Source organism: Nocardioides kribbensis (assembly GCF_015070375.1).
GTDB lineage: Bacteria > Actinomycetota > Actinomycetes > Propionibacteriales > Nocardioidaceae > Nocardioides > Nocardioides kribbensis.
On record NZ_JADCLL010000009.1, the window covers coordinates 20616 to 43270 of the forward strand.

Below are 22655 nucleotides of genomic sequence, written 5' to 3' on the forward strand. Positions count from 1 at the left end.
CGCGGAGTCTACGAGGCGGGCGGGAACGACCAGGGGCGTGCCGCCTCGAGCTGGGCGCTGAGGCTCAGCAGCGTCGGCTCGTCGTCGGTGCGGCCCACCAGCTGCACCGCCAGGGGCAGCCCGTCGGAGGCCAGCCCCGCCGGCACGGCGGCCGCGGGGTTGCCCGCGACGTTCCACAGCGCGGCGTAGGCGATCGAGGGCAGCGCCAGCAGCGAGCTGGCCACCGTGCCCCGGCCGTCGAGGACTCCGGCCCGGGCGGGACGGTGGGCCGTGGCGGGGGTGAGCAGCACGTCGACGGCGCCGTCGCCCTCGAAGACCCGGTTGGCCAGGGCGGAGACGGTGCGGGTGCGCCGCAGGGCGGCCTCCCGCACCCGCGGGGTCACCCACGCGCCCAGCCGCAGCGTCTCGCGCGTGCGGCGCTCCAGCCGCTCGGGGTGCTGCACCAGCTCGGCCTCCGAGCGGATGCCGGCGAGGAACTGCGGCACGAAGGCGGCGGTCGGGTCGGGGTAGCGCGGATCGACCTCGCGCACCTCGTGGCCCAGCTCGGCCAGCAGCCGCGCGGTGTCGTGGACGGCCGCGACGTGCTCCGGGTGCGGGCGCACCCCACGGGTGACCGGTCGCACCGACCAGCCGACCCGCAGCCGCCCCGGAGCGCGGCCGGCCGCCTCCACGAAGGACCCCGCCTCCCCGGCGTGGTGGAGGTCGGAGGGCAGGCTGCCGCGCACCACGTCGTAGACCAGCGCGGCGTCCCGGACGCTGCGGGCCAGCGGGCCGGTCGTGCCCAGCGCCCACCACAGGTGCGGCTGCGGCGCCGCGGTCACCCGCCCGCGCTGCGGCTTGAGACCGAAGAGCCCGCAGCAGGCGCTGGGGATGCGGATCGACCCGCCGCCGTCGCCGCCGACGGCCACCGGCACCATGCCCGTCGCGACCGCCACCGCCGTGCCCCCGCTCGACCCTCCCGGGGTCCGCGAGGGGTCCCAGGGGTTGCGGGTGAGCCCGCGCGAGGCGCCCTCGGTGAACGGGAACGCGCCGAACTCCGGCATCGTCGTCTTGCCGACCACCACCGCGCCCGCCGCGCGCAGCCGACGCACCAGCTCCGCGTCGGCCGACGCGGCGGCGGAGTTGGCCTCGCCGCCGTACGTCGTCACGGCGCCGGCGACGTCGAGCTCCTCCTTGACCGCCACCGGCACCCCGTGCAGCGGCCCCAGCGGCTCCCCCGCCGCCTGGGCCGCGTCGCGCGCGTCGGCCTCGGCGCGGGCCGCCTCGGCGAGCACGACCGAGAACGCGTTGAGCGGCGGGTCGAGCCGCGCCACCCGCGCGAGGCTCTCCTCGAGCACCTCCCGCGCGCTCGACCGTCCCGAGGCGACCCGCTCGGCCACCGCCACCGCGTCGTGCTCGTCGACGCCCCTGCGCTCGTCCATGACCCGACCCTAGACCCGACCCGCGACCCGACCCTGGGGCCTGCTGCTTGACTCGGGCACGACCCGTCACCGCTGACCCCACCACCCCGAGGAGACCCATGCCGCTCGTCAGGATCGACGTCACCGCCGGCCGCACCCCCGAGGAGCTGCGGCGCCTCGCCGACGTCGTGCAGGAGGTGATGCTCGACGTCTTCGCCGCGCCGGCCCGCGATCGCTACCAGGTGGTGACCGAGCACCCGGCCGGGCAGATCATCGCCGAGGACACCGGGCTGGGCTACGAGCGCACCGACGGCATCGTCGTCGTGCAGGTCTTCCAGCAGGGGCGCGACGCCGAGCAGAAGCAGGCGCTCTACCGGGCGCTCGCCGACCGGCTCGAGGAGCACTGCGCGGTGCGCCCGCAGGACCTCATCGTCTCGGTGAGCGCCAACGAGAAGGAGGACTGGTCCTTCGGCGAGGGCAGGGCGCAGTTCCTCGACGGCGGGCTCTGAGGGCGCCTCGCTCAGGCCAGCGACTCCACCCAGGCGTCGTGGAGGGCGGAGTAGCGCCCGGTGCCGCCGGCGACCAGGTCGCCGGGCGCGCCGTCCTCGACGATGCGTCCGTGCTCCATCACCAGCACCCGGTCGGCGATCTCCACCGTCGAGAGCCGGTGGGCGATGATGACCGCCGTCCGGCCCGCCAGCACGGTGCGCAGCGCCTGCTGCACCAGGCGCTCGGAGGGCACGTCGAGCGAGGACGTCGCCTCGTCGAGGATGAGCACCGCGGGATCGGCCAGGAAGGCCCGGGCGAAGGCGACCAGCTGGCGCTGGCCGGCCGAGAGCCGACCGCCCTGGTTGGCGACGTCGGTGTCGTAGCCGTCGGGCATCGCGGCGATGAAGTCGTGGGCCCCCAGCGCGGTGGTCGCCTCGACCACCTGCGCCATCGTGGCCCCCGGGCGCCCGAAGCGGATGTTGTCGGCGATGGTGCCGGAGAACAGGTAGCTCTCCTGGGTGACCATGACGACGTGGTCGCGCAGGGTGTCGGAGGTCAGGTCGCGCACGTCGACCCCGTCGAGCAGCACCCGGCCGCCGGTGGGGTCGTAGAAGCGGGTCGCGAGCTTGGCCAGGGTGGTCTTGCCCGCGCCGGTCGTGCCGACCAGGGCGAGGGTCTGGCCCGCCGGCACGACGAGGTCGAGGTCGGGCAGCACCGGGCGGTCCTCGACGTAGGCGAAGCGCACGTGGTCGAAGCGCAGCTCCCCGTGGGCGGTGGGCAGCGCGACCGGTGAGGTCGGCTCCGGCACGTCGGGCTCCTCCTCCAGCACCCCGGCGAGCTTCTCCAGCGCCGCGGAGGCCGACTGGAAGGTGTTGTAGAACTGCGAGATCTCCATCATGGGCTCGAAGAACTGGCGCAGGTAGAGCAGGAAGGCGGCCAGGACGCCCACGGTCACGTCGCCGCGGTAGGCCAGCAGGGCGCCGTAGAGCAGCACGACGGCGATGGTGACGTTGCCGATGAGGCGGATGCCGGGCATGAACCACGCGACGAGACGGAACGCGACGAGGTTGGCCGCGCGGTACTGCTCGTTGACGTCGTCGAAGATCTCCTGGTTGCGCGGCTCGCGCCGGAAGGCCTGCACCGCACGGATGCCGCCCATCGACTCCACGAAGTGGACGATGACCAGCGCGACCTTCTCGCGGGTGGCGCGGTAGCTGCGGGCCGAGGCGTTGCGGAACCAGTTGGTGAGCAGCGCCAGGAACGGCCCGCACAGCAGCGCCACCAGGCCCAGCTCGACGTCGAGGAAGAGCAGGACGGCCGCGGTGCCGACCAGGGTGAGCGCCGCGGTGACGAGCCCGTCGAAGCCGGTCTCGAGCATCTCGTAGACCGCGTCGACGTCGGAGGTCTGGCGCGAGATGACCCGGCCCGAGGTGTAGCCGTCGTGGAAGGCGGGGCTGAGGTCCTGGAAGTGGCCGAAGACCCGGCGCCGCACCTGGAGCAGGACGTCCTGGCCGATGCGCCCGGAGCGCACCAGGAAGAGCTGGCGCGCGACGGCCTGGAGCAGGGTCGCGCCCAGCACGGCGCCGACCACCACCAGCAGCACCGTCAGGTCGTCGTCGCGACGGATGGGCGGGATGCCCGAGTCGATGCCGACCTTGACCAGGTAGGGGATCGCCAGGCGCGCGGCGTTCTCGACGACGACGACCGCGACGAGCAGCCACAGCGCCCGTCGGTAGGGCGCGAGCAGCTCCCCCAGCAGCCGGCGGGCGCCCCCGCCCAGACGCGCGGCGGTCATCGCCTCGGCGGCCTCGTCGGCGTCGACCGCCGCCGCGCCGCGCCAGTCGGTCGCGGCGCTCACACCGACACCGCCGCGTCGTCGGCCCAGGCCTCGGCCGACAGCAGCCGGGCGTAGGCGGGCACGGTGGCCAGCAGCTCACGGTGCTCGCCGACGTGGGTGATGGTGCCGTGCTCCACCAGCGCGACCCGGTCGGCCAGCATCACGGTGGAGGCACGGTGCGCGACGACGAGCCCCGTGGTCGACCCCAGGACGCGGCCCAGCGCCTCCTCGACCAGCTTCTCGGTGTGCACGTCGAGGGCCGACAGGGTGTCGTCGAGCACCAGCACGGCCGGGCGCGCCAGCACGGCACGGGCCAGGGCCAGGCGCTGCCGCTGCCCCCCGGAGAGCGAGAGCCCCTGCTCGCCGATGCGGGTGTCGAGACCCCACGGCAGGTCGTGGACGAACTGCGCCTGGCTGATCTCGAGGGCTTCGGCGACGTCGGCGTCGGAGGCGTCGGAGCGACCGAGGGTGAGGTTCTCCCGGGCGCTCATCGAGAAGAGCGTGGGGTCCTCGAAGGCGGTGGCGACCAGCGAGCGCAGGTGCACCAGGTCGAGCTCGCGCACGTCGATCCCGTCGAGCAGCACCCGTCCGCCGGTCACGTCCCACAGCCGCGGCACCAGGGCGGTCAGCGCGGTCTTGCCCGACCCGGTGGCACCGACGAGGGCCACGGTCTCCCCCGGCGCGACGTCGAGGTTGACGTCGCGCAGCACCGGCTCGTCGGGGGCGTCGGGGAAGGCGAAGTCGACGTGCTCCAGGCGCAGGTGGCCGCGGGGCCGCTCGATGCGGCGCGTGCCGCCGACGATGGCGGGCTCGGTGTCGAAGATCTCCAGGATCCGCGCGCTCGCCGTCATCGCCTCCTGGGCCATGGCGAGGATGACGCCGAGGGAGGAGATCGGCCAGACCAGCGAGAGCATCAGCGTGATGAAGGCGACCAGCTCGCCGGGGGTGAGCGCGCCGCGGCCCACGCCGATCGCACCGAGCAGCAGCACCGCCGCGACCGCGAGGTTGGGCACCGCGCCGAGGAAGGTCCAGAAGCGGGCCGAGAGACGGACCTTGTCCATGCTCGTGGCGTGCAGGGTGCGGGCGGCCGCGGCGTACTGCTCGCCGACGTGGCCGCTGCGGCCGAAGGACTTGATGACGCGGATGCCGACGGCGCCCTCCTCGGCGAGGGTGGCGAGGTCGCCCTGCTCGTCCTGCACGCGGCGCGAGACGACGACGTACTCCTTCTCGAAGCGCATGCACAGCCACACGATGGGGGCGGCGGCCGCCGCCACGACCAGGCCCAGCGGCCAGTACATGTGCAGCAGCACCGCGGTCGTGGCGACCAGCTGCACGACGTTGACCAGGAGGAAGAGCACGCCGAAGCCGCTGAAGCGGCGGATCGCGGAGAGGTCGGTGGTGGCGCGCGAGAGCAGCTGACCCGAGCCCCAGCGGCTGTGGAAGGCCATCGGCAGGCGCTGGAGGCGCTCGTAGAGGTCGTGGCGCATCGCGGTCTCGATGCCGAGCACGGCGTTGGACTGCACCCAGCGGCGCCAGAAGACCAGCACGGCCTCGAGCACGCCGAGCCCCAGCGCGAGCAGGCCGAGCGGGAGGATCGCCCCCGCGTCGCGCTCGGTGATCGGCCCGTCGATGAGGGCCTTGGTGACCAGCGGCACCGCGATCGACAGGGCCACCACCCCGAGGCTGGTGAGCAGCATGATGGTCAGGGCCACCACGTGCGGCCGCAGGTACGGCGCCAGGCGCAGCAGCGAGCGCACGTCGGCCGGCGGCGGCGCGGCGGCCCCCGCCGGGGCCTCGGCGGGGGACGGCCCGAGAACAGTTGACATCGTCAAGCAGCCTAGGCGCGCGCGCCGACGACGGGCCAATCGGTCAGCCGGCCAGCAGCCCCCGCACGACACGCAGCGCGACCGACATCCGCGCCAGGTCGGCGCTCTCGTCGGAGCAGATCTCCTGCAGCGTGGCCGCGGCCCGCGAGACCACGACCTCGTCGCCGTCCTCCCACGAGCCGATGCGGGCGGTGGCCGACTCCTCCCCCGACGTCGCGGCCAGCACCTGACCGGTGAGCTGCACGTGCACCGCGTTGAGGTCGTCGCGCAGGGCGGCCCGGGCCATGGTCTGCCACCGGTCGTGCCTCGGCAGGTCCAGGATCCGGTCGACGAGCACCGGCAGACCGAGCCGCTCGCCCAGGGCCACGTGCACCCGGGTCACCTCGACCGGGTCGAGCCCGTCGCGCAGGGCGAGGTCGACCACGCCCAGCAGCGTGTAGGCCGGCTGCAGACCGGCCACGCGCGAGGCGAGCTCCTCGTCGAGCCCGCCACGCACCAACCGGTCACGCCGGTCCTCGAAGGCCTGCAGCTCGCGCCCGGTGAGCAGGTCGGGCAGGGCCGCCATCGTCGTCTGCACCGGATCGCGGAAGTGCTCCACCGTGGCCGAGGAGTCGAGCGGGGGGCGACGGTTGACCACGAGCCAGCGCGAGGCCCGCTCGACCAGCGTGCGCATCTCCAGCCGGGCCCGGGTCTGCACGCCGGCGTCGATACGGGTGTCGAGGGCCGCGAGCCGCTCGCGCAGGTCGAGGGAGCCGAAGATCTCGCGGGCCACGAAGTTGGCCCGGGTCAGCTCGGCGGCGCTCGCGCCGGTCTCCCCGCCCAGGCGGGGCCAGAAGGTCATGCCGGCGCCGTTCACCAGGTCGTTGACCACCTGCGTGACGATGATCTGGCGTCGCAGCGGGTGGTCGGCGACCTGCGCGGCGAAGCGCTCGCGCATCGGCGTCGGGAAGTAGACCTCCAGGTCGTGGGCGAGGTAGGGGTCGTCGGGCAGGTCGGACTCGAGCAGCTCCTCGGCCAGGACGATCTTGGTCCAGGCCAGCAGCACCGAGAGCTCGGGCGCCGTGAGGCCCTCCCGGGCGTCGAGGCGCCGGCGCACCTCGGCGCTCGAGGGCAGGCCCTCGATTTCGCGTACGAGCACGCCGTCGCGCTCCAGGCGGCGCATCCAGTCCTCGTGCACGTGCAGCAGCGCGGCGGCGTGGTCGGCGGCGTTGGCCAGGGCGAGGTTCTGCTCGTAGTTGTCGGCCAGCACCAACGAGGCGACCTCGTCGGTCATCTCCGCCAGCAGGGCGTTGCGCTGCTTGCCCGTGAGGTCGCCGGCGGCCACCACCCGGTCGAGCAGGATCTTGATGTTCACCTCGTGGTCGGAGGTGTCGACGCCGGCGGAGTTGTCGATGAAGTCGGTGTTGATCGCCCCGCCCGAGCCGTCGCCGCCGCGCTGGGCGTACTCGATGCGGCCGGCCTGGGTCAGGCCCAGGTTGCCGCCCTCCCCGACGCAGCGGGCGCGGACCTCGCGACCGTCGACGCGGATGGCGTCGTTGGACTTGTCGCCGGCCTCGGCGTGGGTCTCCTGCGAGCCCTTGACGTAGGTGCCGATGCCGCCGTTCCACAGCAGGTCGACGGGGGCCTGCAGGATCGCCCGCATCAGCTCGGCCGGGGTCAGCCTGTCCACGTCGTCGGGCAGTCCGAGCGCCCGCCGCACCTGGGGGCTGACCGGCACGGACTTCAGGGCCCGGGACCACACGCCCCCGCCCTCGGAGATCAGGGAGGCGTCGTAGTCCTGCCAGCTGGAGCGCGGCAGGTCGAAGAGCCGACGGCGCTCGGCGTAGGACGTCGCGGGGTCGGGGTCGGGGTCGAGGAAGACGTGGCGGTGGTCGAAGGCGGCCACCAGCCGGGTCGTGGGCGAGCAGAGCAGGCCGTTGCCGAAGACGTCGCCGCTCATGTCGCCGATGCCGACGCAGGTGAACTCCTGGGTCTGGCAGTCGATGCCGCGCTCGCGGAAGTGGCGCTGCACCGAGACCCACGCCCCGCGGGCGGTGATGCCCATGGCCTTGTGGTCGTAGCCCACCGAGCCGCCCGAGGCGAAGGCGTCGCCGAGCCAGAAGCCGTAGTCGGCCGCCACCGCGTTGGCGAGGTCGGAGAAGGTCGCCGTGCCCTTGTCGGCGGCGACCACGAGGTAGGAGTCGTCGCCGTCGTGGCGCACCACGTCGCGCGGGGGCACGGTCACGCCGTCGACGAGGTTGTCGGTGAGGTCGAGCAGACCCCGGACGAAGGTGGTGTAGGCCGCCACCCCCTCCGCCATCCAGGCCTCCCGGTCGCCCGGGTCGGGCAGCTGCTTGGCGTAGAACCCGCCCTTGGCGCCGACCGGCACGATCACGGTGTTCTTGACCATCTGGGCCTTGACCAGGCCGAGCACCTCGGTGCGGAAGTCGTCGCGGCGGTCGGACCAGCGCAGTCCGCCGCGTGCGACCGCGCCGAAGCGCAGGTGCACGCCCTCGACCCGCGGGGAGTGCACGAAGATCTCGAAGCGGGGCCGCGGCTGGGGCAGGTCGGGCACGGCCTGCGGGTCGAGCTTGAAGGACAGGTAGGCGTGGGGCTCACCGTCGACGGTCTGGAAGTAGTTGGTGCGCAGGGTGGCGCGGACCAGCGTGAGGTAGGACCGCAGGATGCGGTCGTGGTCGAGGCTGGCGACGTCCTCCAGCGCCCGGCCGAAGGCCGCGACGAGGTCGTCCTCCCCGCGTGCCCCGGCGCCGGGGTGGGGGTCGAAGCGGGCCTCGAAGACCGCGACCAGGAGCCGGGTGAGGTCGACGTTGTCGCGCAGCGCGCCCTCGATGGAGTCCTGGGCGAAGGGCGAGCCGGCCTGGCGCATGTACTTGGCGTAGGCGCGCAGCACCGAGGTCTGGCGCCAGGTCAGCCCGGCGCCGAGCACGAGCCCGTTGAAGCCGTCGATCTCGCTGCGTCCCTCCCAGACCGCGCGCAGCGCGTCCTGGAAGAGGCCGCGCGCCCGCTCGGGCAGGGCGCGGCCGTAGCGCAGGCCGAACTCGTAGACGTAGGACGGCCGGTCGAGGCCGTCGAGCTCGTAGGGGCGCTCGTCGACGACCTCGACCCCGAGGGAGGACAGCATGGGCAGCACCTGCGAGAGGCTCAGCGGCTCGCCGACGCGGTAGACCTTGAGCCGGGCCTCGCCGCGGCCGGCGTCGAGCTGCTCGTAGAGCGACAGGTCGATGCCCTCCTCGCCCTCGACGTCCTCGAGGCGACGCAGGTCGACCGCCGCGGTGCGCGGGGAGAAGTCCTCCTTGTAGGCCTCGGGGAAGGAGTCGACGTAGCGCCGCCCGAGGCGGGCGCCGGCCTCCTCGCCGTACTCCGCGATGACCGCGGAGGTGAAGTCGTCGCGCCAGCTGCGGCTGGCTTCCGAGAGCCGACGCTCGAGGTCGGCGGCGTCGATGTCGCCGCTCCCCCCGGTCGCGTCGGCGGACAGGTGGACGACGAAGTGCACCCGCGCGGTGGTCGACTCGTTGATCCGCACGGTGAACTCGACCGACTCGCCGTGGAGACGGTCGAGGAGGATCTGGGAGAAGCGCTCGCGCACCGCGGTGTTGTAGCGGTCGCGCGGCAGGTAGACGAGCACCGAGACGTAGCGCCCGTAGGTGTCGCGCCGGGTGATCGTGCGCACGGCGCGCCGCTCGCGGGCGTGCATGGCCGCCTCGGCGCGCGGCGCCAGCTCGTCGACGCTGGTGTGGAACAGCTCGTCGCGGGGGTAGGTCTCGAGGGTGTCCATGAGGGCACGTCCGGCGTAGCTGCGCGGGTCGTAGCCGCTGCGGCGCAGCACGGCGGCCGCGCGCTCGCGCAGCAGCGGGATGCGGGTGAGGCTCTCGGCGTAGGCGGTCGAGGAGAACAGGCCGAGGAAGCGACGCTCCCCGACCACGGCCCCCGAGGCGTTGAACGTCTTCACCCCGACGTAGTCGAGGTACGCCGGGCGGTGCACGGTCGCCCGGGAGTTGGCCTTGGCCAGCACCAGCAGGCTGCGCTCGCGCGCACGGGCCTTGACGGCCTCGGGCAGGCGGGCGAAGGACTCCGACTGGTCCTGGTCGGCGCGCAGGACGCCCAGGCCCGTGCCCGGCACCGCACGCAGCACCTCGTCCTCGGCCGGGCCCTCCGGGCCGCCGGTCGAGCCGGCGGCGGAGCCCTCGGACGGCACGGTCTCGAGGTGGTACTCGCGGTAGCCGAGGTAGGTGAAGTGGTCGTCGGCGAGCCACTCCAGCAGCTCGGCGCCCTGCCGGACCTCCTCGGGGTCCAGCGGCGGCGGGTCCTGGCGCAGCTCCTCGACGATCTCGAGCATCCGGCCGCGGGTGCGGCTCCAGTCCTCGACCGCCTCGCGGACGTCGCGCAGCACCCGCTGGACGTCGGCGACCAGGTCGCGCGCGAGCTGCTCCCCGGTCCCGCCCTGGGGCAGCCGGTCGATCTCGACGTGCATCCACGACTCGCGCACGGCCTCGCCGTCGGGCTGCAGCGCGCCGTCGTCGACGACCCCGACGTGCTGCAGGGCGCCGGTGATGTCGCGCCGCACGTCGAAGTGGGGGTGGACGACCACGTGCACGTCGTGGAGCTGCCGGGCCAGCTCCATGGTGAGGGAGTCGACCAGGAAGGGCATGTCGTCGGTGACGACCTCCACCACCGTGTGACCGGAGGCCGACCAGCCGTGCTCGGCGAGCGTCGGGGTCAGCACGCGCACCGCCGCGGTGCCCTGCGGCCGCTCGGTGGCCAGCCGGTGGTGGGAGGCGAGGGCGCCGTAGACGTCGGCCTCGCTCCGACCGGCGAGGTCCTCCGGGGCGACGTGGCGGTAGTAGGCGGCCAGCAGCGCGCCCACGTCGTCGTGGGGCGGACCGCCCGTGCCCTTCCCGGCCCGGGCCAGGTCGGTCGCCTTCGCGAGGAGGTCGGACTTGTCCAGATCATGCGTCGTCGTTGACACGGGACCGACCCTAGGACCCCCGGACGGGTGGGGCCAACGCGCCCCGCCCGGTCTCGACCACCGCGGCGCGCACGAGGTCGACGCCCTCGCCCGCGCCGAGGCTCCAGGGGTCGCGCCACAGCGCCTCCCACGTGGTCTCACCGCGGTCGACCGAGGCGGCGTGGCGCCGCTGGGCGAGCGTCCCGCCGCGCGCAGCGCGCTCCAGCGCGCCGAGCACCGGCCGCGGCACACCGCGGTCGAGCTCGGCGGCGCGCCGCAGGGTGCGGCCCGACCGCTCCAGCGCGGCGGCGACGAGCCGGTCGGCCTCCGAGCCGCTCACGGCACCAGGTCGGGCAGGGAGGCGAGCAGCGCGAGCCGGTCGCCCACATGGCGGGCCCACACCGGCACCGTCTCCTTCAGCTCCAGCAGCCGCTGGAGCAGGTCGACCACGAGCCGGACGTCGTCGACGAGGTCGGCGATCGCGTCGAGCCCCTTCATCGTCACCTCGGCGGCCAGGGCGGCCCACCCGGCCGGTCCGCAGGCGCGGCTCAGCAGCCTGCGCACGAGCCGCGCCATGGCCTTGCCGAGCTCGACGACGAGGTGCTCGACCTCGACCCCGAGCCGCTCGGAGACGTCGGCCACCTCCTCCAGCACGAGCGCGCCGCGCTCGACCACGGCGCCCACCGCGCGTCCGGCGAGGGCGAGCCCCTCGATCCGTGCCGCGCAGGCGGCCCCGGCCAGCCCGCCCCACCCGAGCGCGACGTGCACGGCGAGACGGTCGAGGTTGCCGGCCCAGGCGGCCCACGCCGCCCCGGTCGTCACGCAGGCCGTCGCGTTCTGCCGGATCGCGGTGTAGTCGCCGCTCAACGGCAGCACGACCAGCTCCTCGAGGCTGCCGCCGGGCAGCTCGGGCAGCCCCGCGCCCACGCCGTTGAGGGCGCGCACCCCCAGGTTGATCGTGTCGCGCATGGCCGAGAAGGCGGTGTCCCACGACTCGAAGGTGGCGTCGTGGCGGCGCTGCGGGTCGCCCTCCTCGGGCACGAGGAGCACCGGGTCGAGCAGCACCGGGCCGCTCACGCCCCCGCTCCCGCCACGTCGCGGTGCAGGAGCGCGGCCGACGCCGACGCGTCGAGGTCGGCGCCCTCGAGCCCGGCGAGGGCCGACTCCACGTCGTCGACCACGTCGGCCCAGAGCGCCGCGAAGCGCCGGTCGAGCGCGTCGAAGGCGGCCGACACGAGGTCCATGGCCCCGGCCAGGGGCCGCAGCACGCACACCGGGCTCGGCTCGAAGCCGTCGCGTCGCGCCACCCACTCCCGGGCGTAGTCGCTCACCTCGCGCTCCTGCTCGGCCAGCACCGCGAGGTGGCGTGGCACCCGCCACGTCTCGACCCAGCTCGTGATCTCCGGTCCACCCGTCATGACCCACCTCCCGCTCCCCGCCGACGCACCGTGCACCGGCTCCCTCCAGGTGCCCGGCCGGGGTGGGCTTTGAAACGGGAGCATGATGGGGCTGTGGACAACGCGCTTCTCTTCGACGCCCGGGCGCGGGTGCTGGCCGACCTCCGGGCCCGCGACCACGCCACGCCACCCGCTGTCTCGGCGCTGGAGGACGCCGTCTCGGCGCGCTCGTGGTGGGCGGGGCAGTGGCCCGAGGGGGCGCAGTACGTCGCCGGCCTGGTCGCCCAGGACGTGCAGGACGCGCTGTTCGAGAGCATCGGTCGCTGGCCCCTGTGCGTCGGCTGTCCCGACGCGCCGGAGCACTCGCTCTACATCCAGCCCGACCTCGGGGGCCCCGACCCGCACTGGGTGTGCGAGGAGACCGGCCAGACGGTCGCCGACCTGGGCCGCCTCGGTGAGTGGCGCCCCTTCTGAGCCGACCCCTCCCCGGAGTCGTGGCCCTCAGACGTCGTGGCCGAGCTGGACCCAGAGCGTGAAGCGGTCGGCGCGGTAGACGGTGCGCGAGACCTCGACGACCTTGTCGCCGGCCAGCGCGCGTCGTGAGTGGCGCAGCACGGGCGCGCCCTCGTCGACCTCCAGGAGGGTCGCCTCCTCGGGCGTCGCCCGGTCGGCGGTGATGGAGTCCTCGGCCCAGGTCGGGCGCAGGCCGCGGCCGTCGAGGGCGTCGTAGAGGCTGGTCGGCATGCCGCTCTGGAGGAAGCCGGGCAGGAGGACCTCGTTGAGGTAGGCGTCCTCGAGGCACATCGGCGTGCCGTCGGCGCGGCGCAGCCGCCGCCAGTGGATGACGGCGTCGCCCTCGGTCAGGCTCAGCGCACGGGCCACGCCGGGGCCGGCCTGCTCACGACGCGCGAGGAGGGTCTGCGACTCGGCCAGCAGCCCGCGCCGCGACATCTCCTCGGTGTAGCCGATGATCCGGCTGGCCGCACGCCGCGGGCGGGCGACGAAGGTGCCCCGCCCGGGGATGCGCTCGAGCAGCCCCTCGACCACGAGCGCGTCCATGGCCTGGCGCACCGTCATGCGGGCGACCCCGAACTGGTGCACGAGCTCGCGCTCGGAGGGAGCGGGCGACCCGGGCGCGCTGCCGGTGACCAGCGAGCGGACGTACTCGCGCACCGCGACGTGCTTGAGGCCACGCCCGTCCGGCGCCAGAACGTCTTCCACACCCCCCAGATTAGGGAGGCGCGCGGCACCCTGTCCGGCGAATGCGCAACCTCGGGCGCCCCAGGGGTGAGCCCGCGCCGCGCCCCCCTCCCTACCCTCGACCCATGCACGTCGAGCGCACCTTCACCGTCCCGCGGCCCGTCGAGGCCGTCTTCGACTACCTCAGCGACTTCGCGCACACCACCGAGTGGGACCCCGGCACCGTCACCACCACCCGCACCTCCGGCGACGGCGGCGTCGGCACGACGTACGCCAACACCTCGCAGTTCATGGGCCGCACGGTCGACCTGACCTACGAGACGACGGCCTTCGAGCGGCCCTCCCGCGTGCAGTTCCGCGGCACCAACAAGTCCGCGACCGCGACCGACACGCTGAGCTTCTCCCCCGACGCCGACGGCAGCGCGACCCGCATCCACTACCGGGCCGACTTCGACTTCGGCTTCCTGCTCAACCTGGTGGCACCCGTCGTGCTGCGCGGCAAGCTCGACGCCCTCGCCGACGAGACCGTCGAGCAGATCACCCGCACGCTGCTGAACAAGGCCGTCTGACCGGCGGCGCGCCGGCCGATCGGTCGAACACGCGTTCGACCGATCGGTCTAGGATGACCTCGTGGACTTCCAGTCGTCGCTCTTCGAGGCGCCGGTCGCGCAGGTCGGTGACCTGAGCGCCCTCGAGCGCCACCCGCTGTCGCACGGCGCGTGGGTCGACGTGCACCGCACGTGGCTCCCCGAGCCCGACGACGTGCTCGCCACCCTGGTCGCCGACGTGCCGTGGCGCGCCGAGCGACGCCAGATGTACGACCGCCTCGTCGACGTGCCGAGGCTGGTGCACACCTACCTCGTCGGCGACGCCCTGCCCCACCCGCGGCTCACGCAGGCCCGCGACGCGCTGAGCGCGCACTACGCCGACGAGCTCGGTGAGCCCTTCCGCACCGCCGGCTGCTGCTACTACCGCGACGGGCGCGACAGCGTGGCCTGGCACGGCGACACCATCGGGCGCGGCTCGACGCAGGACACGATGGTCGCGATCGTCTCCCTCGGCGACCCGCGACGCCTGGCGCTGCGCCCCCGCGGCGGCGGGGCCTCGGTGTCCTTCGAGATGGGCCACGGGGACCTGCTCGTCATGGGCGGCTCCTGCCAGCGCACCTGGGAGCACGCCGTGCCGAAGGTCGCCTCGGCCGGGCCGCGGGTCTCGGTGCAGTTCCGCCCGCTCAACGTGTTCTGACCGCGCCCACTCACCCCCTTGGGCGGAACAGCGGCCCCCCACCCGTGGTTGTGTCGAACCATGGACGCCACTGCCACCATCGGCCTGACCGGCCTCGCTGTCATGGGCCGCAACCTGGCCCGCAACATCGCCCGCAACGGGCACACCATCGCCGTGCACAACCGCACCGCCGCCAAGATGACCGCGCTCGTCGAGGAGTTCTCCGACGAGGCCCGCGAGGGCGGCGGCGAGCTGGTGGGCTCGGAGAGCCTCGAGGACTTCGTCGCCTCGATCCAGCAGCCCCGCACCATCCTGGTGATGGTGAAGGCCGGCGAGCCGACCGACGCCGTCATCGACGAGCTGGTGCCGCTGCTCGACGAGGGCGACATCGTCGTCGACGCCGGCAACGCGCACTTCACCGACACCCTGCGCCGCCAGCAGGCCCTCGAGGAGAAGGGCCTGCACTTCGTGGGCATGGGCGTCTCGGGCGGCGAGGAGGGCGCCCTCAACGGGCCCTCGATCATGGTGGGCGGCTCCGAGCACGCCTACGAGAACCTCGGCCCCGTGATGGAGTCGATCGCCGCGGTCGTCGACGGCACCCCGTGCAGCACCCACGTCGGTCCCGACGGCGCCGGGCACTTCGTCAAGATGGTGCACAACGGCATCGAGTACGCCGACATGCAGCTGATCGCGGAGTCCTTCGACCTGCTGCGCACCGTCGGCGGCCTCGAGCCCGCCGAGATCGCCGACGTCTTCGACGAGTGGAACCGCGGCGACCTCGAGTCCTTCCTCATCGAGATGACCGCCGACGTCCTGCGCCACACCGACGCCGAGACGGGCAAGCCCTTCGTCGACGTCGTGCTCGACCAGGCCGAGCAGAAGGGCACCGGCCGCTGGACCGTGCAGAGCGCCCTCGACCTCGGCGTGCCGATCACCGGCATCGCGGAGGCGACCTTCGCCCGCAGCCTCTCGGGCCACGCCGAGCAGCGCGCCGCGGCCCGCGAGATGTTCTCCACCACCTCCGAGGAGCACACCGTCGAGGTCGACCGCGACGCCTTCGTCGACCAGGTGCGCGCGGCGCTCTACGCCTCCAAGGTCGTGGCCTACGCGCAGGGCTTCGACCAGATCGCGGCCGGCGCGGAGGAGCACGGCTGGGACATCGACCTCGGCAGCATCGCCACCATCTGGCGCGGCGGCTGCATCATCCGGGCGCAGTTCCTGGACCGCATCAAGGAGGCCTACGCCGAGGAGCCCGACCTCACCACGCTGCTGACCACGCCCTACTTCGCCGACGCGGTCAAGGGCGGCGTCGACGCCTGGCGCGACGTGGTGGCCACCGCGGCGCAGGCCGGCGTGCCGATCCCGGCCTTCGCCTCCTCGCTGTCCTATTTCGACGGGCTGCGGCGCGGCCGCCTGCCCGCCGCGCTCATCCAGGGCCTGCGCGACAACTTCGGCGCCCACACCTACCAGCGGGTCGACCGCGACGGCTCCTTCCACACCACGTGGGCGGGCGACCGCACCGAGCAGGAGGCCTGACGTGACCGGCACGAGCGACACCTTCCGCATCGGCGGCGACCTGCCCGTGACCCGTCTGGGCTACGGCACGATGCAGCTCACGGGCGAGGGCGTCTGGGGGCCGCCCGAGGACCACGACGGCGCGATCGCCGTGCTCCGCCGCGCAGTCGAGCTCGGCGTCACCCTCTTCGACACCGCCGACTCCTACGGCCCCGAGGTCGCCGAGGACCTGCTCCGCGAGGCGCTGCACCCCTACGCCGACGACGTCGTCATCGCCACCAAGGCCGGCCTGACCCGCACCGGTCCCGGCCAGTGGATCCCGGTCGGTCGCCCGTCGTACCTGCGCCAGCAGTGCGAGCTGAGCCTGCGCCGCCTCGGCCTCGAGCGCATCGACCTCTTCCAGCTGCACCGCATCGACCCCGAGGTCGCGCTGGAGGACCAGGTCGGCGAGCTGGCCGCGCTGCAGCAGGAGGGCAAGATCCGCCACATCGGGCTCTCCGAGGTCAGCGTCGAGCAGACCCGGGCCGCCCGCGAGGTCGCGACCATCGCCACCGTGCAGAACCTCTACAACCTCGCCGACCGCAGCGCCGAGGAGCTCGTGGACTACTGCGAGGCGGAGGGGATCGGCTTCATCCCGTGGTTCCCCCTCGCCACCGGCGCGCTGTCGAAGGACGACGGACCGCTGGCGGCGGCGAGCCGCGAGCACGACGCCACGCCCTCGCAGCTCGCGCTGGCCTGGCTGCTGCGCCGCTCCCCTGTCATGCTGCCGATCCCGGGCACGAAGAGCCTGGACCACCTCGAGTCCAACACCGCGGCGGCCGGGATCGACCTGAGCGACACCGAGTTCGAGGCGCTGGCCCGGGCCACGGCCTGACCCCCCTTCCCCACCACCAGGAGACGACCGATGAGCACCCAGTCCCACGAGCCCACCGCGGGCGACCGCGGCACCGGCACCGACCCCACGCCCACCCCGACCGACACCGGCTCGAGCCGCCACGAGGACCCGCTGCGCGGCTCACGCACCAGCGGCCTCTGGGTCGCCGTCATCGCCTCGATCGTGGTGCTGGTGCTGCTGGTGGTCTTCATCATGCAGAACACCGAGCGGGTCACCGTGGCCTTCCTGCCCTGGGAGGCCGAGCTGCCCCAGGCCGCCGCCCTGCTCATCGCCGCCGCCGCGGGCATGCTGCTGGCCGGCATCGTCGGCAGCATGCGCATCCTGCAGCTGCGACGCCGCGTCAAGCGCGAGGTGAAGGTCAACCGCAAGGGCTGACCGCGGTCGATTCCGCCGTCTCCGGCGCAGGTGCGAGACTGCGCCGGAGATGAGCACCAGCACCCCCGGCAGCACCGGCACGACCGACCGCCCGACCCTCGCGTCCTTCTGGCACGACCTGCCCCGGGAAGGGCGGTTGCTGCTGTCGGTGGTGGTCCTGGAGTTCTTCGGCACCGGTCTGGTGCTGCCCTTCCAGGTCGTCTACCTCAACGAGGTCCGCGGCTTCGCCCTCGCCGACGTCGGCCTGCTGCTCGCGGTGCCCCCGCTGATCGGCTTCCTCATCGTCGGCCCCGGCGGAGCCCTCATCGACCGCATCGGGGCCCGGCGGGTGCTGCTCGCCTCGCTGCTCCTGCTGGTCGCCGGCAACGCCCTCCTCGCCTTCGCCTCGACCATGCTGCTGGCGGGGGTGGCGCTGACGCTGAACGGCGTCGCCTTCGGCGTCTCCTGGCCGGCCTCCCAGAGCTTCATCGCCGCCGTCGTGCCGGCCGCGCTGCGCCAGCGCTACTTCGGCGTCAACTTCACCCTGCTCAACCTCGGCATCGGGATCGGCGGGATCCTCGGCGGGGTGCTGGTCGACGTCGAGCAGGTCTCGACCTTCCAGGCCATCTACCTCGGCGACGCCGCGAGCTACCTGCCCGCGATCGTCCTGCTCCTCGGCCCGCTGCGCCACGTGGCCGGGCGGCCTGACCACGACACCGCGACCACCGGGCCGTCGGTCGGCTACCTCGTGGTCCTGCGCCGGCCCGCCGTGGCCTCGCTCATGGTGCTGGGCTTCGTGTCGTCCTTCGTCGGCTACTCCCAGCTCAACGCCGGGATGCCGGCCTACGCCCGCGCCGTCGGCGAGGTCTCGACCCAGGGGCTGGGCCTGGCCTTCGGCGCCAACACCCTGGTCATCGTGGTGCTCCAGCTGTTCGTGCTCCAGCGCATCGAGGGCCTGCGGCGCACCCGGGTCATCGCGGTGATGGCGGTGATCTGGTCGCTGGCCTGGCTCTGCCTCGGCGCCACCGGGCTGGTCGCCGGCACCGTCGCGGCCACCGTGCTCGTCGCCGCCTGCGCCTCCGTCTTCGCCCTCGGCGAGACCCTGCTCCAGCCGACGATCCCCGCACTCGTCAACGACCTGGCCCCCGACCACCTGCGGGGTCGCTACAACGCCCTCAGCTCGGCCTCCTTCCAGGCCGCCGCCGTCATCGCCCCGCCGGTCTCCGGCTTCCTCATCGGCCACGCGCTGGGCGAGGTCTACATCGGGCTGCTCGTGGTCGGGTGCCTGCTGTGCGGCGCCCTGGCCGTGCTGCGCCTGGAGCCCCAGCTCGACCCCGTCACCAACGGGGTGCGGCCCCGCCCCGACCGGTCGGGCGCCGCGGTCGACTGACCCGCACGGGCACCAGCGCGCGCACCGAGCCCTCCCGCAGGGCACCGGCCCACACACCGGCCCCGTAGGCCACGTCGTCGAGGCGGCGCAGGGCGGCGTACGGGAGCAGGCCGAGGCGCGGACCGGTGCGGCGGTGGTCGGCGACGGCGTCGAGCACCCCCACCACCACGACCGTACGCCGGGCCCGTCGCGAGACGACCGCGGCGAGCAGGGCCGTGGGCCACTGCTCGCGCAGCAGCACCGACCCGCTCCCCCACAGCGCCGCCACCGCCTCCTCGAGCACCACGACCGCGGCCGCCCGCACCGGGCGGGGCGACCCGTCGCGCCGCAGGCCGCGGGTGCGCCCGACGAGCGCGAGGCCCGCCGCGGCGCCGGTCACCGCCAGCGCCCGCCGCCCGAGCAGGGGCGCGCCCACGAGCCCGCCCAGCAGCGCGACGGTCCACGGACGCATCACCAGCGAGGCCGCCGCCTGCGGGTGGCGGGCGGCCAGCGGAGCCGCGGAGGTGCCGTAGAAGGCCTTGCGCCCGGCCCAGGCCGCCACGCCGGTCCGGTGCTCGTGACGCACGTGGGCGCCGGGCTCGTAGCGCACCCGCCAGCCCGCGGCGAGCAGGCGGCGCACCAGGTCGACGTCCTCGCCGCAGCGCAGCCGGGGGTCGAAGCCGTCGCCCAGCGCCGCGGTGCGGGCCAGGAGGCAGGCGCCGGGGAGGTAGGAGACTCGGCCGCCCGCGCGCACCGCCGCCGGCGCCGGGCCCAGGTCGAGGGAGGAGCGCGCCTGCTCGTAGCGGGCGACCGCGCCGTCGCCGGGGCGCGCGGCGGGCCCCAGCACCCGCGGCGCGACCACGGCCAGCGACGGGTCGTCCAGGTGCGGCAGCAGTCGCTCGAGCCAGCCCGGCTCCGGCACGACGTCGACGTCGACGAACGCGACGCAGGGCGTGGTCACCTCCCGCAGGCCGCTGTCACGGGCTGCGGCGGGGCCGCGGTTGCGCCGGTGCGCCACCAGTCGCGCGCCGTGGGCGAGCACCACCGCCGCGACCTCGCCCGGGGCGCGCGAGGCGTCGTCGACGACCACGACCTCCACCCCGGGTGGGAGGTCCTCGCGCAGCGCGGCGAGCAGCCGGCCCAGTCGCACCGCGTCGTCGCGCACCGGCACCACCACGCTGACCTCGCGGGCGTCCACCGGCCGCGGCGTGACCAGCGGGTCGGCCAGGTCGGCGTCGAGGAGCCGGCGGGCGAGCTCGCCCCCGACCGGTCCGGCCGCGACAGCGGCGGCCTCCGCGTCGTCGAGGCGCACCAGGCCGGACTCGCCGCCGACCCCGCCAGCGACCCCGAGCAGGGAGCGGCCGCCGTCGCAGACGTGGGTGCGCGCCGAGAGCGTCGCGAGGGGCTCGGTCGGTGGCCGCACCCGCTCACGCTAGGCACCGGCGCGACCCGGCGCACCCCTCCCCGGGCCGTGGCCGACCTGTCCCGACGGGCAGGTCCCCACTGCCCCGCCAGGGTGTTTCCGCGTCCTCGTCTGTCGGTGCGGTCCCCACGCTCCTAGCGTCCGCAGGGCGAGCACCAGCCAGCGCGACCAGGAGGTCCCACATGCAAGTCGACGAGCTGCTCAAGCCCTTCCCGATCAAGGAGTTCCACCCCTTCCCCCGTGCCCTCATGGGTCCGGGCGCCCACGAGATGATCGGGCCCGAGGCCCTCAAGATGGGCTTCCGCAAGACCCTCGTGATGACGTCGGGCCTGCGCGGCACCGACATCGTGCACAAGATCGTGGAGTCGATGAAGTACCACGGCCTCGAGGTCGTCGTGTACGACAAGGTCGAGTCCAACCCCAAGGACTACAACGTCATGGACTCCGTGGCGCTCTACCAGCAGAACGAGTGCGACTCCTTCGTCTCCATCGGGGGCGGCTCCTCCCACGACGCCTGCAAGGGCGCGCGGGTCTCGGTGGCCCACGACGGGCGCAACGTCAACGAGTTCGAGGGCTTCAACATGTCCGAGAACCCGAAGAACCCGCCCCACATCGCGGTCTCGACCACGGCCGGCACCGGCTCGGAGACCTCGTGGGCCTACGTCATCACCGACACCACGACCGACCCCGACAACCCGCACAAGTACGTCGCCTTCGACGACGCCTCGGTGACGAGCCTGGCCATCGACGACCCGGTGCTCTACTTCGACTGCCCGGTCGACTACACCGCCCAGTGCGGCTTCGACGTGCTCGCCCACGCCAGCGAGCCCTACGTCTCGCGGCTGAACTTCGAGCCGTCGCTCGGCAACGCGATCCGCGCGATCAAGCTGACCTCGGAGAACCTGCGCGAGGCGGTCTGGAACGGCCAGGACCTCAAGGGCCGCGAGGGCATGATGTACGCCCAGTACATCGCCGCCCAGGCCTTCAACTCCGGCGGCCTCGGGATCATCCACTCCATCTCGCACGCCGTGTCGGCCTTCTACGACACCCACCACGGCCTCAACAACGCCATCGCGCTGCCGCGCGTGTGGGCCTTCAACATGCCCGCGCAGTACGCCCGCTTCGCCGACATCGCCGAGGCGATGGGCATCGACACCCACGGCATGACCAAGCCGCAGGCCGCCGACGCCGCGCTCGCCGCCGCCATCCGGCTGCTGCGCGACGTGGGCATCACCGAGAAGTTCACCGACGTCACCAAGGACAGCTACTCCAAGAACCGGCTCGGCGAGGGACCGACCGCGTTCTACGAGAACGCCGGGGTCATCACCGGCGACGCCGCCGACGTCGACCGCATCACCCACCACGTCCTCGGCGACGCCTGCACCCCGGGCAACGCCAAGGAGTGCACCTTCGAGACGGTGCGCCCCGTGGTCGACCACTGCATGAACGGCGACCTGGACGACCTGCTCAGCTGACGCCGCCGCGCGGCGGGCGCTCCCACGCCCGCCGCGCGCCGGTCAGGTCCCGCCCACCCCCAGAGCCCAGGAGCAGCGCGTGAGCGACGCACCCACCACCCCGTCCGACAGCGAGTTCCGCGACGTCGACGAGACCCGCGAGCGCTTCCGCGACGCCGGCTACCTCGCCGACGACCGGCTGGCCACCACCGTCTTCCTGCTCTCGCGGCTGGAGAAGCCGGTGCTGCTCGAGGGACCGGCCGGCGTCGGGAAGACCCAGCTGGCCACCAGCCTGGCCCAGGTCACCGGCCGGCGCCTGATCCGGCTGCAGTGCTACGAGGGACAGGACGAGACCAAGGCCCTCTACGAGTGGGACTACGGCAAGCAGATGCTCTACACCCAGATCCTGCGCGAGAAGATCGGGCAGGTCGTCGAGGACGCCACCACCCTCTCCGAGGCCGTGGAGCGCATCGCCGACCAGGACAGCATCTTCTTCTCCGAGCGCTTCCTCGCCGCCCGGCCGCTGCTGGAGGCCATCACCTCGGCGGAGCCCGTGGTGCTGCTCATCGACGAGGTCGACCGCGCCGACGAGGCGCTGGAGGCCGTGCTGCTGGAGCTGCTCAGCGAGTTCCAGATCTCCATCCCCGAGATCGGCACCGTGCGCGCCACCCACCTGCCCTACGTCGTGCTGACCTCCAACAACACCCGCGACCTGTCGGCCGCCCTCAAGCGACGCTGCCTGCACCTCTTCCTCGACTACCCCGAGGCGACCCGCGAGCTGGAGATCATCCGGTCCAAGGACACCGGCCTGGCCGAGGCCCTCGCGGTCCGCCTGGTCGACGTCGTGCGCGGGCTGCGCGAGCTCGACCTGCGCAAGTCGCCGAGCATCTCCGAGACCATCGACTGGGCCCGCACCCTCGCGGTGCTCGGCGTCGAGGAGCTGACCGCCGACGTGCTGTCGTCGACCCTGAGCGTGGTCGTGAAGTACGAGCGCGACCTCGACAAGGCCCGCAAGGCCCTGCCCGGCCTGGTCGACCCCAACGCCACCGTGCCCGACCACCTCGACCACGGCCACGGCCACGGGCACGGCCACGGCCACGGCCACGACGCGGACGACCGCGCCGGCGGCCCCGGTGACCCCGGCGACCCCGGCGACGGGCCCGACGGTCGCGACGTGCGTGCGGCCAAGGACCGTCCCGGGCGCCACGACGCGGCGTACGCCGGCGGCGGCCGGACCTCCAGCGAGGGCAAGCCCGCCAAGGCGGTGCCCGCCGGCCAGGGCGCGCGCTCCTTCGCGGCGCGCGGCGCCCGCAAGCGTCCGGTCTGA

The 22655-nt window shown here is 73.9% G+C and carries 19 protein-coding genes; 10 read left to right on the top strand and 9 right to left on the bottom strand.

Annotated elements, in window-relative coordinates; all coding sequences use genetic code 11:
* Nucleotides 1–8 precede the first annotated feature (8 nt).
* Entirely contained in the window at nucleotides 9–1421 is a 1413-nt protein-coding gene (locus tag IR170_RS17200; RefSeq protein WP_193666168.1) for an amidase, read from the bottom strand.
* A 98-nt stretch (nucleotides 1422–1519) separates the two neighbouring features.
* On the opposite strand from IR170_RS17200, the gene IR170_RS17205 reads away from it, so the two are divergent.
* Nucleotides 1520–1909, top strand: a complete 390-nt coding sequence (locus IR170_RS17205) for a tautomerase family protein (RefSeq protein WP_056865868.1) — start codon at nucleotides 1520–1522, stop codon at nucleotides 1907–1909.
* Between the two features lie 11 nt (nucleotides 1910–1920).
* On the opposite strand, the gene IR170_RS17210 is transcribed toward IR170_RS17205, so the two are convergent.
* From IR170_RS17210 to IR170_RS17235, 6 genes are read right to left on the bottom strand one after another with little or no spacing between them, the layout of a single operon-like run.
* Nucleotides 1921–3747, bottom strand: a complete 1827-nt coding sequence (locus IR170_RS17210; RefSeq protein ID WP_319805141.1) for an ABC transporter ATP-binding protein — start codon at nucleotides 3745–3747, stop codon at nucleotides 1921–1923.
* The gene (locus IR170_RS17215; RefSeq protein WP_193666170.1) at nucleotides 3744–5552 is read right to left on the bottom strand and encodes an ABC transporter ATP-binding protein; all 1809 of its coding nucleotides are present in this window, start codon (nucleotides 5550–5552) and stop codon (nucleotides 3744–3746) included. Before IR170_RS17215 ends, IR170_RS17210 begins: the two co-directional genes overlap by 4 nt.
* Before the next feature lie 43 nt (nucleotides 5553–5595).
* Nucleotides 5596–10518: an NAD-glutamate dehydrogenase gene (locus tag IR170_RS17220; RefSeq protein ID WP_193666172.1), complete on the bottom strand. Its 4923-nt coding sequence runs from the start codon at nucleotides 10516–10518 to the stop codon at nucleotides 5596–5598.
* A 10-nt stretch (nucleotides 10519–10528) separates the two neighbouring features.
* Nucleotides 10529–10837: a hypothetical protein gene (locus IR170_RS17225; protein ID WP_193666174.1), complete on the bottom strand. Its 309-nt coding sequence runs from the start codon at nucleotides 10835–10837 to the stop codon at nucleotides 10529–10531.
* Nucleotides 10834–11574 (bottom strand): hypothetical protein, encoded by a 741-nt coding sequence (locus IR170_RS17230; RefSeq protein WP_193666176.1) that lies wholly within the window; start codon nucleotides 11572–11574, stop codon nucleotides 10834–10836. Before IR170_RS17230 ends, IR170_RS17225 begins: the two co-directional genes overlap by 4 nt.
* Nucleotides 11571–11915 carry a hypothetical protein gene (locus IR170_RS17235; RefSeq protein ID WP_193666178.1) on the bottom strand — a complete coding sequence of 115 codons (345 nt, stop codon included), beginning with the start codon at nucleotides 11913–11915 and terminating at the stop codon, nucleotides 11571–11573. The genes IR170_RS17230 and IR170_RS17235 overlap by 4 nt, the downstream gene beginning before the upstream one ends.
* Before the next feature lie 93 nt (nucleotides 11916–12008).
* Between IR170_RS17235 and IR170_RS17240 the strand changes: the two genes are divergently transcribed.
* A complete protein-coding gene (locus tag IR170_RS17240) occupies nucleotides 12009–12368 on the top strand; it encodes a hypothetical protein (protein WP_193666180.1) in 360 nt (119 codons plus the stop codon).
* A gap of 27 nt (nucleotides 12369–12395) precedes the next feature.
* On the opposite strand, the gene IR170_RS17245 is transcribed toward IR170_RS17240, so the two are convergent.
* Nucleotides 12396–13115, bottom strand: coding sequence for a GntR family transcriptional regulator (locus IR170_RS17245; protein ID WP_193666181.1), 720 nt, complete (start codon nucleotides 13113–13115; stop codon nucleotides 12396–12398).
* Between the two features lie 104 nt (nucleotides 13116–13219).
* Between IR170_RS17245 and IR170_RS17250 the strand changes: the two genes are divergently transcribed.
* From IR170_RS17250 to IR170_RS17275, 6 genes are all read left to right on the top strand, one after another.
* The gene (locus IR170_RS17250) at nucleotides 13220–13663 is read left to right on the top strand and encodes an SRPBCC family protein (protein WP_193666182.1); all 444 of its coding nucleotides are present in this window, start codon (nucleotides 13220–13222) and stop codon (nucleotides 13661–13663) included.
* Nucleotides 13664–13724: 61 nt separating this feature from the next.
* Entirely contained in the window at nucleotides 13725–14339 is a 615-nt protein-coding gene (locus IR170_RS17255; protein WP_193666183.1) for an alpha-ketoglutarate-dependent dioxygenase AlkB, read from the top strand.
* Between the two features lie 60 nt (nucleotides 14340–14399).
* Nucleotides 14400–15854, top strand: coding sequence for an NADP-dependent phosphogluconate dehydrogenase (gene gndA / locus IR170_RS17260; RefSeq protein WP_193666185.1), 1455 nt, complete (start codon nucleotides 14400–14402; stop codon nucleotides 15852–15854).
* Nucleotide 15855: 1 nt separating this feature from the next.
* Nucleotides 15856–16707, top strand: a complete 852-nt coding sequence (locus IR170_RS17265) for an aldo/keto reductase (protein ID WP_193666187.1) — start codon at nucleotides 15856–15858, stop codon at nucleotides 16705–16707.
* Nucleotides 16708–16737: 30 nt separating this feature from the next.
* Complete coding sequence (locus IR170_RS17270; protein ID WP_193666189.1) at nucleotides 16738–17103, top strand: lipopolysaccharide assembly protein LapA domain-containing protein; 366 nt, start codon at nucleotides 16738–16740, stop codon at nucleotides 17101–17103.
* 49 nt (nucleotides 17104–17152) lie between these two features.
* A complete protein-coding gene (locus tag IR170_RS17275) occupies nucleotides 17153–18472 on the top strand; it encodes an MFS transporter (protein WP_056903472.1) in 1320 nt (439 codons plus the stop codon).
* On the opposite strand, the gene mftF is transcribed toward IR170_RS17275, so the two are convergent.
* Nucleotides 18420–19874: a mycofactocin biosynthesis glycosyltransferase MftF gene (gene mftF, locus IR170_RS17280; RefSeq protein ID WP_193666190.1), complete on the bottom strand. Its 1455-nt coding sequence runs from the start codon at nucleotides 19872–19874 to the stop codon at nucleotides 18420–18422. The two genes, IR170_RS17275 and mftF, sit on opposite strands and share 53 nt — an antisense overlap.
* A gap of 182 nt (nucleotides 19875–20056) precedes the next feature.
* Between mftF and mdo the strand changes: the two genes are divergently transcribed.
* Together mdo and IR170_RS17290 are read left to right on the top strand one after the other, a co-directional pair.
* Nucleotides 20057–21349 carry an NDMA-dependent methanol dehydrogenase gene (gene mdo / locus IR170_RS17285; RefSeq protein WP_056865852.1) on the top strand — a complete coding sequence of 431 codons (1293 nt, stop codon included), beginning with the start codon at nucleotides 20057–20059 and terminating at the stop codon, nucleotides 21347–21349.
* Nucleotides 21350–21428: 79 nt separating this feature from the next.
* Nucleotides 21429–22655, top strand: coding sequence for an AAA family ATPase (locus tag IR170_RS17290; protein WP_193666191.1), 1227 nt, complete (start codon nucleotides 21429–21431; stop codon nucleotides 22653–22655).